Annotated in this window: 14 protein-coding genes; 10 read left to right on the top strand and 4 right to left on the bottom strand. The window is 54.6% G+C overall.

Translation table 11 applies throughout. The features are described 5' to 3' along the window. Positions 1-169 precede the first annotated feature (169 nt). The 5 genes from QZL71_RS08180 to QZL71_RS08160 all read left to right on the top strand — a co-directional run bounded on the left by QZL71_RS08180 (position 170) and on the right by QZL71_RS08160 (position 6,987). Positions 170-1,234, top strand: a complete 1,065-nt coding sequence (locus tag QZL71_RS08180; RefSeq protein ID WP_294648450.1) for an ABC transporter substrate-binding protein — start codon at positions 170-172, stop codon at positions 1,232-1,234. A 263-nt stretch (positions 1,235-1,497) separates the two neighbouring features. Continuing rightward, positions 1,498-2,253, top strand: coding sequence for a DeoR/GlpR family DNA-binding transcription regulator (locus QZL71_RS08175; RefSeq protein WP_294648449.1), 756 nt, complete (start codon positions 1,498-1,500; stop codon positions 2,251-2,253). Further along, a complete protein-coding gene (gene pfkB / locus QZL71_RS08170; protein ID WP_005946476.1) occupies positions 2,250-3,155 on the top strand; it encodes a 1-phosphofructokinase in 906 nt (301 codons plus the stop codon). The genes QZL71_RS08175 and pfkB overlap by 4 nt, the downstream gene beginning before the upstream one ends. A gap of 48 nt (positions 3,156-3,203) precedes the next feature. Further along, positions 3,204-5,129 (top strand): PTS fructose transporter subunit IIABC, encoded by a 1,926-nt coding sequence (locus QZL71_RS08165; protein WP_120120958.1) that lies wholly within the window; start codon positions 3,204-3,206, stop codon positions 5,127-5,129. A gap of 364 nt (positions 5,130-5,493) precedes the next feature. Beyond that, the gene (locus QZL71_RS08160) at positions 5,494-6,987 is read left to right on the top strand and encodes a DUF1846 domain-containing protein (RefSeq protein WP_294648448.1); all 1,494 of its coding nucleotides are present in this window, start codon (positions 5,494-5,496) and stop codon (positions 6,985-6,987) included. 70 nt (positions 6,988-7,057) lie between these two features. Here the strand turns inward: QZL71_RS08160 and QZL71_RS08155 are convergent, their stop codons facing one another. Next, positions 7,058-7,747, bottom strand: a complete 690-nt coding sequence (locus QZL71_RS08155; protein ID WP_294648447.1) for a GntR family transcriptional regulator — start codon at positions 7,745-7,747, stop codon at positions 7,058-7,060. Positions 7,748-8,139: 392 nt separating this feature from the next. Between QZL71_RS08155 and QZL71_RS08150 the strand changes: the two genes are divergently transcribed. The 4 genes from QZL71_RS08150 to QZL71_RS08135 all read left to right on the top strand — a co-directional run bounded on the left by QZL71_RS08150 (position 8,140) and on the right by QZL71_RS08135 (position 12,737). After that, on the top strand, positions 8,140-9,240 hold the full coding sequence (locus QZL71_RS08150; RefSeq protein ID WP_223388112.1) for a TRAP transporter substrate-binding protein: 1,101 nt from the start codon (positions 8,140-8,142) through the stop codon (positions 9,238-9,240). A 192-nt stretch (positions 9,241-9,432) separates the two neighbouring features. Beyond that, positions 9,433-9,888, top strand: coding sequence for a TRAP transporter small permease (locus QZL71_RS08145; protein ID WP_005946464.1), 456 nt, complete (start codon positions 9,433-9,435; stop codon positions 9,886-9,888). Between the two features lie 24 nt (positions 9,889-9,912). Next, positions 9,913-11,205 (top strand): TRAP transporter large permease, encoded by a 1,293-nt coding sequence (locus QZL71_RS08140; protein ID WP_097780898.1) that lies wholly within the window; start codon positions 9,913-9,915, stop codon positions 11,203-11,205. Between the two features lie 158 nt (positions 11,206-11,363). Beyond that, positions 11,364-12,737, top strand: a complete 1,374-nt coding sequence (locus QZL71_RS08135; protein WP_154261127.1) for a sodium-dependent transporter — start codon at positions 11,364-11,366, stop codon at positions 12,735-12,737. A gap of 543 nt (positions 12,738-13,280) precedes the next feature. Here the strand turns inward: QZL71_RS08135 and QZL71_RS08130 are convergent. From QZL71_RS08130 to QZL71_RS08120, 3 genes are all read right to left on the bottom strand, one after another. Continuing rightward, on the bottom strand, positions 13,281-13,592 hold the full coding sequence (locus QZL71_RS08130; RefSeq protein ID WP_294648446.1) for a helix-turn-helix domain-containing protein: 312 nt from the start codon (positions 13,590-13,592) through the stop codon (positions 13,281-13,283). 526 nt (positions 13,593-14,118) lie between these two features. Then, entirely contained in the window at positions 14,119-14,826 is a 708-nt protein-coding gene (locus QZL71_RS08125; protein WP_181573319.1) for an ImmA/IrrE family metallo-endopeptidase, read from the bottom strand. Next, complete coding sequence (locus QZL71_RS08120; protein ID WP_005928337.1) at positions 14,826-15,107, bottom strand: hypothetical protein; 282 nt, start codon at positions 15,105-15,107, stop codon at positions 14,826-14,828. The genes QZL71_RS08125 and QZL71_RS08120 overlap by 1 nt, the downstream gene beginning before the upstream one ends. A gap of 449 nt (positions 15,108-15,556) precedes the next feature. Here QZL71_RS08120 and QZL71_RS08115 point away from each other — a divergent pair. Further along, positions 15,557-16,029: helix-turn-helix domain-containing protein (locus QZL71_RS08115; RefSeq protein WP_294648445.1), on the top strand; the 473-nt coding region annotated here is incomplete at its 3' end.

The following is a 16,029-nucleotide window of genomic DNA, read 5'->3' as shown; positions in this document are numbered from 1 at the left end:
TGCACACGCAACGGTATTTTTGATTCTATTATAGTAAACTTAGACCCGCAAAGCAAATGATTTTGCAAATTTGCTTTGTAAAAAATATAAAAAGACAGTCCGATGATTCTGTGCAAAGTTTTGCGGCACAGGAATCGCGCTGTCTGATGAGGAAAAGAGGGAACCCCGCATGAAAAAACTGACATCTGTGCTGCTGGCTCTGGCCCTTGTGCTGAGCCTTGCCGCCTGCGGCGGTGCGGCATCCAGCTCTGTTGCATCCAGTGCAGCTTCCAGCGAAGCTGTCCCCGAGGCTGCTTCGGAAGCCGCTTCCAGTGAGGAAGCAAAGGAACTGTCCACCACCGATGCTCTGCGCATTGCTGGCCTGAAAGGCCCCACCACCATGGGCCTTGTCAACCTGCTGAGCATGGAAGAGGATGGCACCGCTTCCATGGATTACGACCTGCAGCTTTACGGCGCTGCCGATGAGATCGTGCCGCTGCTGATGAAGGGCGAGCTGGACATGGCTGCCATCCCGGCAAATCTGGCCGCCACCCTGTATCAGAAGACGGAAGGCGGCATTCAGGCTGTGGCCGTCAACACGCTGGGCGTGCTGTACGTAGTGGAAAAAGGCGGTGATACGATCCAGTCCATGGCAGACCTTGCAGGCCGTACCATCCTGTCCACCGGCAAGGGCACCACGCCGGAGTACGTGCTGCGCTATCTTCTGAACGCCAACGGCATCGACCCGGACAAGGACGTGACCATTGAATACTACAGCGAGGCCACCGAGGTCACGGCCCAGATGGCCAATACCGAGGATGCCATTGCAGTTCTGCCCCAGCCCTATGTGACTGCAGCCGGCCTGCAGGACGACACCCTGCGTGTGGCCCTCGACCTGACCGAGGAATGGAACAAGGTTGCGGATACCCAGCTCATCACCGGCGTGACCGTGGTGCGCAAGGAGTATGCCGAGGAACACCCGGATGTTGTGGCCGCATTCCTTACCGACTACGCCAAGAGCGTGGAAGCTGCCAACACCGATCTGGACGGCACTGCCGCTCTGTGCGAGGAGCAGGGTGTTGTGGCCAAGGCTGCCATTGCCAAGAAGGCCCTGCCCAACTGCAACATCGTCTGCCTGACCGGCGACGAGCTCAAGACCAACGCATCTGCTTATCTGCAGGTGCTGTTTGATGCCGACCCCAAGGCAGTGGGCGGCGCAATGCCCGGCGACGATTTCTACTGGACTGCCGAGTGATTCCTCAATAAGCCATCTCTCCGGCCGCTGTGCGATTGGTACGCACGGCGGTTTTTTTGTTTGCACAAAATGCTTGTATCCCAGCTTTTGTGCTCCCTGCACAAATTTAAAGACAATTTTTTGTGTACGAAAATGAATGAAATTGACTGAAAGTGATTGATTTTGGTGCTGTATTTGCTATAATAAAGATGCAATCAACCAAAACAGCGCACAAACGGTCATAAACCGTCAAAGATAAGATCAAACCAAAGGAGAGGATGCCGATGCTGGCAGAAGAACGCTTCAGCCTGATCATGGAACAGCTGAACCGCAAGCGCACCGTGACGGTGCAGGAATTGTGCGAGGCGCTGAATACCAGCGAATCCACCATCCGGCGCGACCTGACCGAACTGGACCGGCTGGGCAAGCTGAACAAGGTGCACGGCGGTGCCACCCTGCCGGACAGCCGTTTTCTGGCGGATGAACCCACCATGGAGGCCAAGGAGTCGCAGGCTGTGGAGCAGAAGCGCAGCATCGCGCAGGCGGCGGCAGAGCTCATCAACGCCGATGATTTTGTGTTCATCGATGCAGGCTCCACCACGCTGGAGCTGGTGCGCGCACTGGCGGAGGATGCCCTCAAAGCCAGCTATGTGACCAACGGCGTGGCCCATGCCCGGGCACTGGCCCGAAAGGGCTGCCGGGTGTATCTGCCCGGAGGACTGCTGCGGCCCGAGACCGAAGCCATTGTGGGTGCACCCACAGTCACCAGCCTGCAGCGCTACAATTTTACCAAGGCGTTCATGGGTGCCAACGGTGTGGCGCTGGATGCCGGTTTTACCACGCCGGACCCCGAGGAAGCTGCCGTGAAAGCAGCGGCAGTGCACCGTGCACGGGAAGCCTGGTTCCTTGTGGATGATGCCAAGTTTTCCCGCATCTACCCGGCAGTCATTGCCGACCTGCAGGGCGGTTCCATTCTCACCAACCGCTGCCCCAATCCCAAATACAAACAATTCACGCTGGTAAAGGAGACGGAAGTATGATTTATACCGTAACATTCAACCCGGCCATTGACTATGTGGTGCGTTTGGATGCACCGCTGGAAGTAGGCGAGGTGAACCGCGCCAAAGGCGAGGACTGCGTGCTGGGCGGCAAGGGCATCAATGTGTCCGGTGTGCTGGCACAGCTGGGCTGCGAGAGCGTGGCGCTGGGCTTTGTGGCCGGTGAGACCGGCGCATGGCTGGAACGCGGCCTTGCTGCACAGGGCTTAAAGACCGATTTTGTGCATCTGGAACAGGGCATGACCCGCATCAATGTCAAGATCAAGGCAGGGCAGGAGACCGAGCTGAACGGCGCGGGCCCCGACATTCCGGAGAGCGCCATGCAGGAGCTGGAAAAGAAGTTGGACAGCTTGAACGAGGATGATATCCTCATTCTGGCGGGCAGCATCCCGGCAAGCCTTTCGCAGGATACCTACGAGCGGCTGCTGGCCCGGCTGCAGGGCAGGGGCGTGCGTGCTGTGGTGGATGCCACCCGCGACCTGCTGGTGAACGTGCTGCAGTACCACCCCTTCCTCATCAAGCCCAATAACCACGAGCTGGGCGAGATCGTGGGCAGGGTGCTGACTACGGACGAAGAGATCATTGCTGCGGCCCGCACCCTACAGCAAAAGGGCGCTCGCAACGTGCTGGTAAGCATGGCGGGCGACGGTGCCCTGCTGGTGGACGAAAATGGCGAGGTGCACCGCATCGGCTGCCCCAAGGGCAAGGTCGTAAACAGCGTGGGCGCAGGCGACAGCATGGTGGCCGGCTTTGTGGCTGGCTGGATGCAGACCCGGAGCTATTCCTTTGCACTGCGTCTGGGCACAGCCTGCGGCAGTGCAACGGCGTTCAGCCTTGGCCTTGCCACCAAAGAAAAAATCGACGAACTGATGAAGGAAATCTGACCCTCTGTGACGGAGAGGGTTGCAGTTATACAGGAAGGGAGAAAAATCATGCGTATTACGGAATTATTCACCGCGCAGTCCATCGCACTGGATGAGGCTCTGACCGATCAGGAGCAGATCATCAGCCGTCTGGTGGAGCTGCAGGCCACCCATGGCAACATCACGGACAAGGATGCCTACAAAAAGGCCCTTTATGCCCGTGAGGCGGAGGGCTCCACCTATGTGGACAACGGCATCACGGTGCCCCACGCCAAGACCAATGTAGTCACCCGGCCCAGTCTGGCGGCGCTGCGGCTGAGCAGCCCTGTGCAGTACAACGCCGAGGACGACGGTACCACCGACCTGCTGTTTGCCATTGCGGCTCCGGAAAACGGCAGCCTGCATGTGGACATGCTGGCCCGTATGATGCAGATGCTGATGAACGAGGACTTTGTAGAAAAGCTGAAGGCTGCAAAGACCCCGGCAGAGTTCCTTGACTGCATCGATGCACAGGAGGAGGCTCAGTTCGGCGCGGAGAGCTTCACCCAGCAGGAGATCCCCCAGAGCGGCTACCGCATTCTGGCCGTGACCGCCTGCGTCAACGGCATCGCCCACACCTATATGGCAGCGGAAGCCCTGACCAAGGCCGGTGACAAGCTGGGCCTGCCCACCAAGGTGGAGACCAATGGCTCGGACGGTGCCAAGAACATCCTCACCAGAGAAGAAATCGCAAACTGCGACGGCATCATCGTGGCAGCAGAAAAGAAGGTGGAGACCGCCCGCTTCGACGGCAAGCCGGTGCTGTTCACCCGGGTGGACGATGGCATCCACAAGCCGGAGGAGCTCATCAAGAAGATCGTGCACGGCGAGGTGCCTGTTTACCACGCCGAGGGCGGCGCACAGGCCGCCGAGGATGCTTCCGGCAAGGATAGCTTTGGCCGCACTCTGTACAAGAACCTGATGAACGGTGTCTCCCACATGCTGCCCTTCGTGGTGGGCGGCGGCATCATGATCGCACTGGCGTTCCTGCTGGACGATTACACCATCGATCCCTCCAACTTTGGCATGAACACCCCGGTCGCTGCCTTCTTTAAGACGGTGGGCAGCGCAGCCTTCGGTTACATGCTGCCCATCCTGTCTGCCTTCATCGCCATGTCCATCGCGGACCGTCCGGGTCTGGCGGTCGGTTTTGTGGGCGGTGTGCTGGCCATGAACGGCACCAACTTTGCAGGCATTGCAGCGGGTGAGACCACCGGTGTTTCCGGCGGCTTCCTTGCTGCACTGCTGGCCGGTTTTGCTGCAGGCTATATCGTCGAGCTGCTGAAAAAGATCACCGAAAAGCTGCCTGCCAGCCTGAACGGCATCCGTCCCATGCTCATCTACCCGCTGGGCGGTATGCTCATCCTTGGCGCGGTGATGTGCGGCATCAACCCGGTCATGGGCATGATCAACACTGCCATGACCGATTGCCTGAACGCCATGGGCGGAACCTCCAAGGTGCTGCTGGGTGCCATCGTGGCCGGTATGATGAGCATTGATATGGGCGGCCCGTTCAACAAAGCAGCTTACGTCTTTGGCACGGCAGCCCTTGCCTCCGGCAACTATGAGGTGATGGCCGCTGTCATGGTGGGCGGCATGGTTCCTCCCATCGCCATCGCCCTGTCCACCACCTTCTGCCCCAAGAAGTGGACTGCCGACGAGCGCCGCAACGGCATCGTGAACTACGTCATGGGCCTGTGCTTCGTCACCGAGGGTGCGATCCCTTATGCAGCAGCAGATCCGCTGCGCGTCCTGCCCAGCTGCGTGGCCGGTGCAGCGGTGGCCGGTGCGCTCTCCATGACCTTCGGCTGCGCTCTGCGTGCACCGCACGGCGGCATCTTCGTGTTCCCAGTCGTGGACCATACCGCTCTGTACTGTGTGGCGCTGGCTGTGGGCAGCGTTCTGGGTGCTGTGATCCTGAGCCTGCTCAAGAAAAACCGTACCGACGCAGAATAAACGCCATTCCTTCCATATTCGAGATACTTCATAAAGCTGCAGCAAGCCCCCGGGGAGACCCGGGGGCTTGCTGTATTACGCAGGATCGCGCGAAGGATCAGAAGGATAAAAAGAAAAAGTAACCGCCCACGACTTCCAATCCAATCAGATATAACATGATACACCCGCTGTCAAAAACGCGGCAAGAACCATTTTCACAAAAAATGCAGCAAAGAACAGCGCGAAACACCGCATTTGCTGGAAAAAACTTTGAAGCCGCCCTTTTGGATTGCACCCGGTTTTTGAGTGTGGTATACTGTTTCTGTTATGGAAAAGTTCCGGTGCGGTGTGCCGGGCACAGCAAAGAGGAAAAAGGAAACGAACGATGAAAATTGGATTTGACAACGACAAATATCTCTCGATGCAGTCAGAACATATCCGCGAGCGCATCAAGAAGTTCGACAACAAGCTTTATCTGGAATTCGGCGGCAAGCTGTTCGATGATTACCACGCGTCCCGCGTGCTGCCGGGCTTCCAGCCCGATTCTAAGCTGCAGATGCTGCTGCAGCTGAAGGATCAGGCCGAGGTGGTCATCGTTATCAGCGCCGAGGACATCATCAGCAACAAGATTCGCGGCGACTACGGCATCACCTACGATCTGGATGTGCTGCGCCTGATCGATGCCTTCCAGGAAGTAGGCCTGTATGTGGGCAGCGTGTGCGTGACCAAGTACGCCGCTGCACCGGAGGTGGAGGCCTTTGAAAAGCGGCTGAACAGTCTGGGCATCCGCACCTTCCGCCACTACAAAATTCCCGGCTATCCCAACGATGTGGCCCACATCGTCAGCGACGAGGGCTACGGCAAGAACGATTACATCGAGACCCAGCGCCCGCTGGTGGTCATCACGGCCCCCGGCCCCGGCAGCGGCAAAATGGCCACCTGCCTTTCCCAGCTGTACCATGAGTACAAGCGCGGCGTGAAGGCCGGTTACGCCAAGTTCGAGACTTTCCCCATCTGGAACATTCCCCTCAAGCACCCGGTGAATCTGGCCTACGAGGCCGCTACAGCCGACCTGAACGATGTGAACATGATCGACCCGTTCCATCTGGAAGCCTACGGCGTGACCACCGTCAACTACAACCGCGATATTGAGATCTTCCCGGTGGTGAACGCCATGTTTGAGCTGATCGCCGGCAAAAGCCCGTATAAGTCCCCCACGGACATGGGCGTGAACATGGCAGGCAACTGCATCGTGGACGATGCGGTCTGCCGCGAAGCCTCCCGCAAGGAGATCCTGCGCCGCTACTTCAAGTGCCTGTGTGAGCAGAAGATCACCGGCACGGTCAAGGAGACCGAGCGCTACAAGCTGGAACTGCTGATGAATCAGGCCGACCTGACCGTGGGCCAGCGCGAAGTGGAAAAGCAGGCTCATGCCCGCAGCGAGAGCACCGGCGGGGCCCCTGCTGCCGCCATTGAGCTGCCGGACGGCACCGTTGTTACCGGCAAGACCGGTCCGCTGCTGGGTGCAGCAGCATCTGCTCTGATGAATGCTCTCAAGGTGCTGGCCGGTATCCCGCAGGAGACCGACCTTGTGAGTGCGGCTTCCATTGAGCCCATCCAGACCCTCAAGACCAACTATCTGGGCGGCAAGAATCCCCGCCTGCACACCGACGAGATTCTGATCGCGCTTTCCAGCTCGGCTGCTTCCAACGAGCAGGCTGCAGCGGCCATGCATCAGCTGCCCAACCTCAAGGGCTGCGATGTGCACTCCACCGTGCTGCTTTCGGGTGTGGATACCAGCACCCTGAACCGGCTGGGAATGTACCTGACCTGTGACCCTGTTTACGAGGAAGAAGACCGCAAGTACCACAAGCAGTAAATTATACAAAAAACGAAACAGGCGCATCCAAAGGCCGAAAGGCTGGCGGATGCGCCTGTTTTTCATTGGTTCAGATGCCGGTAAAATAGGATCTGTACTTTTCTGCATACAGCTGTGTGCCCATGCGGCGCAGGCCGCCGTACAGGTGCCGCCGGATCAGCGGTTCAATGGCATCCAGGTCTTTTTCCCGGATCACCCGCAAAATTTCCCGGTGCTCGCTCAGCACATCCGGCACATTGTTGGCCCGCACCACATCCAGACGGGTAAAGCGGGAATAATCCGGCTGCGGCTTTGTCAGGTTCTGCCAGATGTACCACTTGTTCATGCTGCAAAACCAGATGGCGTGCATTTCCAGATCCAGCGTCAGGAAGGCATTGATATCCACATTGTCTGGGTCGGTCATGGTCTGGGCCATCTCTTCCAGTAGGTCATATTTGTGCTTGATTTCGATGTACTCTTTGGGCGAACAGACCTGAATGAAATCGCGCAGCACCGTGCTTTCAACGGCTGTGCGCTGGTATACGATCTGATCCACGATATCCAGATTGATGGGGGTGACGATGGTGCCCTTGCAGGGAATGATCTGCACAAAGCCGTTCTGTTCCAGCCGCTGCAGGGCAGCGCGCACCGGTGTGCGCGAAATGCCGAACCGTTTGCACAGCTGATTTTCGCTGATGGTCTCTCCGGGCTTGATCTTCAGCGTAACGATCTCATATTCCAGCGTCTGGTAGATGTCCTCCGGATGCAGCTGTTCAGCCATGTGCTCACACTCCATTTACATAGTTGATGATAAGACATTTCTATTTTAGCCTGCCAAAAAGAGATTGTCAACGCATGAGAATGAAGTATACAATAGCCTGTATACAAGTATAGGAAAAGCTCCAAAATTTATCATATCTGACAAAAATTGATATATCAGATGAAAATGAACGGGATTGTGTCATCAGATTGTAACATCTTTCACGAGAAACGGATAAGATTGTTAGTTATGCACAAAGAAACTTTACGAAGTTGGTGAAGTTTGGCTTTTGTGCGGATGTGAATTTTCTGTTACGATTAGCGTGCAATGAAAATGCTGTATACAGGGGTCGCCAAAAACTTTGCTAGCGTATAAGGTAAAAAGGCACCCCTGAAACAAGGAGGAAGAAGATTATGAAAAAGATCTCTCGTCGCAATTTCCTGAAGGTGTCTGGTGCAATGGCAGCTGCAGGTGCTCTGGCAGCCTGCGGCGGTTCCGGTGCATCCACTCCGGCTGCTTCCGGCGCAGCATCCACCAGCACTGCAGCAAGTGCCGCAGCAGCCGGTGAGGACAAGTTTGCATCTCTGGGCGACTTCACCATGACCGTTGGTCATGCACAGCCCGAAGGCAACCCCCGCTTTGTTTCCATGGAGCAGTTTGCCGCCGATGTGGCAGAGGCCACCAACGGCCATGTGAAGATCGAAGTTTACGGCAACGGCCAGCTGGGCACCGAGAAGGAGATGCTGGAGCAGGTCGTGGCCGGCACCGTGCAGGGCATGCGCGGCGGTCAGTTCGACTTCAGCCCCCGTCTGCTGATGTTCACCCTGCCTTTCCTGACCAACACCCGTGCGCAGGTCACGGCTCTGCTGCAGAGCGATCTGGCACAGAAGGTGTGCGCTGAGGCCGAAGGCGAGACGGGCACTGTCATCATTAACCTGTGCGATGCAGGCGGCTACCGCCAGTTCTCCAACTCCAAGCACCCCATCAAGGCTCCCGCAGACCTGAAGGGCCTGAAGATGCGCACCAACGGCATGAAGACCATTGACATGACCTTCCAGGCAATGGGTGCTACCACCACCACCATCCCGTACTCCGACCTGTACATGGGCCTGAAGACCGGCGTGGCAGACGGTCAGGAGAACCCCTGGGTCAATGTGGAGGGCATGAAGTTCTATGAAGTGCAGAAGTACTTCACCGAGGTCAACTACCAGTTCCATCCGGACCCCTTCTATGTGAACGCAGCATGGTGGAACGGCCTGCCCGAGGAGTACCGTGATATCATTACCGAGTGCGCCACCAAGATGGGCGAGTACAACGACGAGCTGATCGACAAGAACTCCAGCGCCGCAAAGCAGACCATCGTGGATTCCGGCTGCGAAGTCTACGAGCCCTCTGCCGATGAGCTGAAGGCCTTCCAGACCGCTGTGCAGTCCGTGTACGACCAGTGTGTCACCGAGGGCATCTGCACTGCCGACGAGATCAAGGAGATGCAGGATATCGTCGCAAAGGCATAAGCAGAAACGACCAAAGGCAAAAAACGGCCATGTTACGGTAAAGGCGAGAGGGCAGCCTGCGGGCTGCCCTCTGCTGTAACAGGCCAATGGAAAAAGTTGTAAAATAACCGAAAGGGGCTGAGCACCATCGAAAAGCTGAAAAAAATCGGCAAGAAGCTGTTTGACATATACTTTACCATCGGCGTGATCGCCATGGCACTGCTGGCGGCTCTTGTGATCTTTACCGTTATTGCGCGCTACTGCTTCTCCCTGAGCTGGAAGCAGCTGGCAGAGTTCAACACCACCCTGTTTGCCTTTACCACCTTCTGGGGCATGGGCATCAACGTGATCAAGGACGAGCACGTCATGATCGACATCCTTTACGACGGTGTCAAGCCTGCCCGCAAGCGCTGGCTGGCTATCGTCAATTACCTCATCGTGCTGGCCGTGGTGCTGGTGTTCACCTATCAGGGCTTCAAGTATGTGGGCGTTGCCGGTAAGCAGATCAGTCAGGGCATGGAGATCCCCATGATGTATATGTACGGCATCATGCCGGTGTGCGGCATCATCTGTGCCATCTGCGTCGTGATCAAGATCATCACCCTGTACAAGGCCGATATTTCCTACTTTGCGCCCAAGAATCAGGCGCTGAGCCGTGACGACGCATAAGCGGAAAGGGGAGAATACACAACTATGGCAATGCTCATCCTTCTGGTGCTGCTGATCTTCTTTGCCGCGCTGGGCATCCCGCTGGCCTTCGCCATCGGCGCTTCCTGTGTGACCTACATCCTGATCTATGCACCTACCTTTATTACCATGCTGCCGCAGCGCGTGTGGAACGGTGCCTACAGTGAGCTGATGATCGCCATGCCGCTGTTCATGCTGGCTGGCGAACTGATGAACACCGGCGGCATCACCCAGCGCATCATCAACTTCTGCATGGAGCTGCTGCGGCCCATCCGCGGCGGTCTGGGCGAAGTGAACATTGTGGCTTCCATGATCTTTGGCGGTATTTCCGGCTCCTCTGTGGCCGATACCTCGGCTCTGGGTTCCATCCTGATCCCCGCCATGGAGAAGGAAGGCTACCCGCCGGAAGCTTCTGCCGGTATCACGGTGGCATCCTCCACCATGGGCATGATCATCCCGCCCTCCACCCCCATGATCGTTTACTCCATGATCTCCGGTGCATCGGTGGGTGCGCTGTTCGTGGCAGGTGCCGTGCCCGGCATCCTGATTGGTCTGACCCAGCTGGTGCTGGTGTACATCATCAGCGCCAAGAAGGGCTGGCATCCGGAAAAGGTCAAGTTTGACGGCAAGCGCGCCGCCAAGAGCCTGCTTTCCGGCATTCCTGCCCTCATCATGCCGCTGTTCATCATCATCTGCGTTTCCTTCGGCGTGTGCACTGCATCCGAAAGTGCCGGTGTGGCCGTGCTGTATTCCATGCTGGTGGGCTTCTTCGTCTACAAGGAGCTGACATGGAAGGGTGTCTGGGAGGCTTTGAAAAAGACCCTGATCTCTTCTTCCTCCATCATGCTCATCATCGGCTTTACCACCATCTTTACATGGGTGCTGACCATGCAGAAGGTGCCGCAGACGGTGGGTGCCTTCTTCATGTCCCTGAACATGCCCGCATGGGCCATTGCACTGATCTTTGATGTGCTGATCCTGATGATCGGCACCTTCATCGACGTCAGCCCGGCCATCCTGCTGCTCACCCCCATCCTGCTGCCGGTCATGGTGCAGTACGGCTTCTCGCCGCTGCAGTTCGGTGCCATGATGATCACCGGTCTGGCCATTGGTCTGGTCACCCCGCCGGTCGGCATGTGCCTGAACGCCTGCAACAAGATCAACCGTATGCCCATCATCGAGATCTTCAAGGGCGCAGCGCCCTACGTGATCTGCAACGTGATCGTTCTGATCTCCATCAGCCTGTGGGGCCCGCTTACCACCGCCCTGCCGCAGCTGCTGGGCTACAGCATCTTCTGAGCTCAACGCGTATACCTCTTATAAAGACAGGCAGCGCTCCCTTGCGGGGCGCTGTTTGTTTTTTGCACGCAAACAGGCGGGACCATTGTATTTGACGGACAGATATGGTACACTAAGGCCACTTGTGTATAGGAATATAGGAAAAGAGGAATTAAATCATGGATACGCAAAAACAAAAGCGCAGCGCCTTTTCCGGCAAGATCGGCTTTGTGCTGTCGGCCGCAGGCGCTTCGGTGGGTCTGGGCAACATCTGGCGGTTTCCGTACCTCGCCGCGAAATACGGCGGCGGCATTTTTCTGCTGGTGTACATCGTGCTGGCCGTCACCTTTGGCTACACGATGATCGTGGCCGAAACGGCACTGGGCCGCATGACCCACAAAAGCCCGGTGGGTGCCTTTGGAGCTTTTGGCAAAAAAGGCGGCCTGCGGTTCGGCGGCTGGATCAATGCGGTCATTCCCATTCTGATCGTGCCGTACTATTCGGTCATCGGCGGCTGGGTCATCCGCTATCTGTCGGAATATATCAGCGGCCATGGCAGTGAGCTTTCGCAGGACGGTTATTTTTCCAATTTCATTTCCAGCGGACTGTCGGCAGAGGTGTGCTTTCTGATCTTCACGGCCTTTACGCTGGCCATCATCTTTGCAGGTGTGCGCAACGGCGTGGAGCGTGTTTCCAAGGTGATGATGCCGGTGCTGGTGGTGCTTTCGGTGGTCATTGCGGGCTACTCGGTCACGCGCCCGGGTGCACTGGCCGGCGTCAGATATTTTCTGGTGCCGAACGTGGCAAACTTTTCCTGGATGACGGTGGTCACGGCCATGGGCCAGATGTTCTATTCGCTGTCCATCGCTATGGGCATTCTGGTCACCTTTGGCTCCTATATGAAGAAGGAGGTCTCCATTGAGGAATCCACCGAGAACGTGGAGGTGTTTGACACGGCCATTGCCATCATGGCGGGCCTGATGATCATTCCGGCGGTGTTTTCTTTCTCCGGCGGCGACCCGGACACCCTGCAGGCCGGCCCGGCGCTGATGTTCATTACCATCCCCAAGGTGTTCGAGAGCATGGGCTTTGGCCATGTGGTGGGCATCCTGTTCTTTTTGCTGGTGCTGTTTGCAGCCGTGACCAGCTCCATTGCCCTGACCGAGAGCGCTGTCTCCACCTTTGAGGACGAGCTGGGCTGGAGCCGCGAGCGCGCAACGGCACTGATCGGCCTGATCATGGTGGCGCTGGGCAGCCTTTCGGCACTGGGCTATGGCCCGCTGGCGGGCGTGACGGTGTTCGGAATGCAGTTTCTGGATTTCTTCGATTTCCTCACCAACTCTGTCATGATGCCCATTGCAGCCATTGCTATCTGCCTGCTGGTGTCCCGCGTGATCGGCGTGCAGAAGATCGAAGAAGAGGTGACGCTGGGCGGCAAGCCCTTCCGCCGTAAAAAGATCTTCAACTTCATGATCCAGTATCTGTGCCCCATCTTTGCGGCCATTATCCTGATCAGCTCTGTGGCAAATGCTCTGGGCTGGATCGCAATGTAAAAACAAAAAAGCGCAGAAGGTGTTTCTCAAAGGAAGCCTTCTGCGCTTTTTTGTATGTCCAAAAGGTTTTCTTATGCTGTGAAGTTGCATAAAGCATAGAAAACGGCGATTTTGGCCTCAATTAGCTGGAAGCCTGATTTTATTAGCTGAAACCGAAAATTCTGCTAATGGCATTCGCTGGCTAATTTTGGCGATCGGTTCAAAATGAAAAATGCGAAGATCGTTTTTCACATGGAAAAATGACCTTCGCATTTTCTTAAAATGGCGTCCCCGCCCGGATTCGAACCGGGGGCCTCAGGCTTAGGAGTAGGGGCTGAAGCCATAAATCCTAGGCAAAAGTAGGTAAAACAAGTAACGTTTTATCAATTGATTTTTTGTTGCGCTGTCAATCTGAGTAAAGAACACAAACCCCGAAATAAAACGAGTAAAAGGCTTTTCATTAGCAGAAAATTAGCAGAGCTAATGAAAAGTGGAAGGTTCATTGTAAAATGCCCACCTTTCATTAGCTGGGAAGTGTACGTTTCCCTACGGATATTTGCTTGTTTAGCATTCGTGAACCAGACCATACAGCCGTAGCTGGTGTGATGGACAAATGTTTTCAATAGCGGCTTGCAGTTCATTTTGAAACTGATTCCTAGAAGGATCTCGACCCAAAAGAAGATAATCCATACTGACATGGAAGTATTCTGCAATATCGATCAGGATTTTTACAGAGCCATTGGAGCTTCCCCTTTCAAGATCGCCGAGGTGTCGATGGGAAACACCAAGTTTTTCAGCAAGTTTTTCCTGCGATAACTTCGCATTTGTACGCAAAGTAAAAATACGGTTACCAATAGCATTCGGATCAAAGCTCATGTGTGACCTCCAAATTTTCGATAAAGCGTGAGAAGTCGAAAACTCGGAGTTGCTACGGATATCTAGCCGCTTGGGGCATCCACGAAAAACGGACAAACATAAAGCCTGCTCCTTTTTACGGGAGCAGGCTTCCTGAAGGCTAAAAAAATAGCCGGACAACAACCAACTGAGGAATCTTCGAAGAAAATCTCTCAATCAGCTGTTGCCCGGCTATTTGGAGCACGTTTCATACATTGCCTTGCGGCAATGGCCCGTTGCTCGGAGCGAACAGTCCATATTCAGGGTGCAATGCACCCGTATTTGTTAAAATGACTGGAAAATCACCGGCATCTAAATGCCAGATCAAGTTTCAGGGTTTCTTTGCATCTATTGCACTTCACTTGTAGTATACCTGAACACCCCTCGATTTTTTGGTATAACTTATTTCCACAAACAGGGCAAAATCTCCAGCCTATGCTAAATTCTGCCTGCTGTGTAGTAGTCGGTGCTTTACCGGCAAAGGGACGGTTCTTTAACTGAATCATATTCATTCTCCAAATCGCATGATGTCCAATGGATGGCAGTGGATGGGTTTGCCTTTTATAACCTGCATCTGCTGCAGTCTGATCCTGATTGCAGACCAAGAAACCCCAATCCGTCGAGCCATCTCCAGAATTTTTTCATAGTTAGGGTCAGACACTGATTTGTACAGAATCCCATTTGGCAGAGTCAACGCTACACGTTCTATTTCGGCATTGATCAGAAATGTTGGCATCAGCAGCTCTGCTGCAAGGGTATCCGCCTGCCATTCTTCCCACGAGGGCTTTCCGTTTCTCTCCCGATAGGCAATGTGCCCACGGCACTTGACTGCTTTTCCGTAGTCGTTCGGAAACAGATCAGCCAAAATCTGATGTGCTGCTTCATGCGCTATTGTGAAATTCCGGCATCCAGTGCATCTGTCTGCCGCAAGAGCAGAATCGATTACGATATCCCTCGGCATAAATACTTCAACAAGCTTTGTTCCATCCTCAAGGGTTGCTGTGAAGCTACATCTCTGGAAAACCGTTAATCCAAGGATGTGACCATCGCTACACAGCGGCAACATCTTCAGGTTCAGTCCAAGAACAGAATTTGCAAACTGCTCTGGGTTAATAGGAGCGGGGTCATTTTTGCTTATTCCGAAGAGTGCATAATACATTTCAATATATTTGCCTGCTATGCACGAAAGTTCTGCACGCGATAAGTATCTTGCCATTATGAAGCCCTACCTTCTGATGTGGCACAGTAGGCTTCCACAAACCACTTGCCCTTTTCAAGCCAAAGATTCCGCTTCTGCCCGCAAATCAGGCAGGTGAAGCAATGCCCTTTCACGCCAAAACGTGATGTACCGTGCTTGACTGCCAAGACACGATCAATTCCATAAGTACGAGTCTTGTCATAGTTTATGGCAAGAGGACGGATCTTGCCGTCAGGAGTAAAACGAACATCCACTTCGACGTATCTTTTCTCACGGCGAAGGTTGTAATCACCACACATCAGAATTCCTCCTTTTTGCAGATTTATCAGAATGCAGCGTGTATTACTTGCGAATCATACTGCGTGCCACGAGCTGCTTTTCGTTTAACAGAGGAACGGACACTGTATGCTTTTTCCACTCATCCATAGAGCAGGTTACTGCTTTGCACAGACGGCATTTTGTCCAGCCGTCGGTTGCATCAAGATCTACATCATAGTTCATGGTTCCGCACATCGGGCATCTTAAATTTTCTTTTCTCATATTATCACCTCTCAAAAACGCCAAATATACACGATTTCGGTCCAGAATCAACACCAAAAAGCTGTTATTTGCGGATTTGATTCGATTATACACCCACTTTATGGAGATGTCAATTACGCATTTGTCGCCATTTTGGAGATTTCTTGTTGATTTATTATCTTTTCTATACTATAATAGAGCTACCGGATCACAAAGGAGTGTTCTTGCTATGAAAAAGAAAACTGCGCTCACCAAAATGCACATAGCCCCATCTACGGTGTGCTATGATGCAGTCGCCGCAAGGGATAGTAATGAGGTTGGTCTGATTCTCGCAGCTGTACGAAAAAGGAATGGCTATTCACTTGTAACTTTCTCCGAACTTCTCCGCCACTATGGCGTCGATGTCAGTGACAAGGGAATCAGTAAATGGGAAAAAGGATACACCACTCCCGGCATCTACCAACTGGTTGCGATCTGCCACGCATTGAACATCAAGGAAGGACCTTCCTACTTTACAAAGACCTTTCAGAAACCCGCCCTTCTAAATGCCATCGGGCAAAAAAAAGTCGCTGAGTACGAAATGGACTTGATTGCATCTCGGCGCTACCAGCCAGACGCAGAAGAACCCGCGGAAATCGACTACATAATGATGCCTGTATCAGAGTTGCCAGTATCGGCAGGTCTAGGAGCTTTTCTTGAGGG

The sequence above is a fragment of the uncultured Faecalibacterium sp. genome (assembly GCF_900066275.1).
GTDB classification, from domain to species: domain Bacteria; phylum Bacillota; class Clostridia; order Oscillospirales; family Ruminococcaceae; genus Faecalibacterium; species Faecalibacterium taiwanense.
Note: the sequence above shows the minus strand (reverse complement) of the source record. Positions and strands in the feature narration are given on the sequence as shown.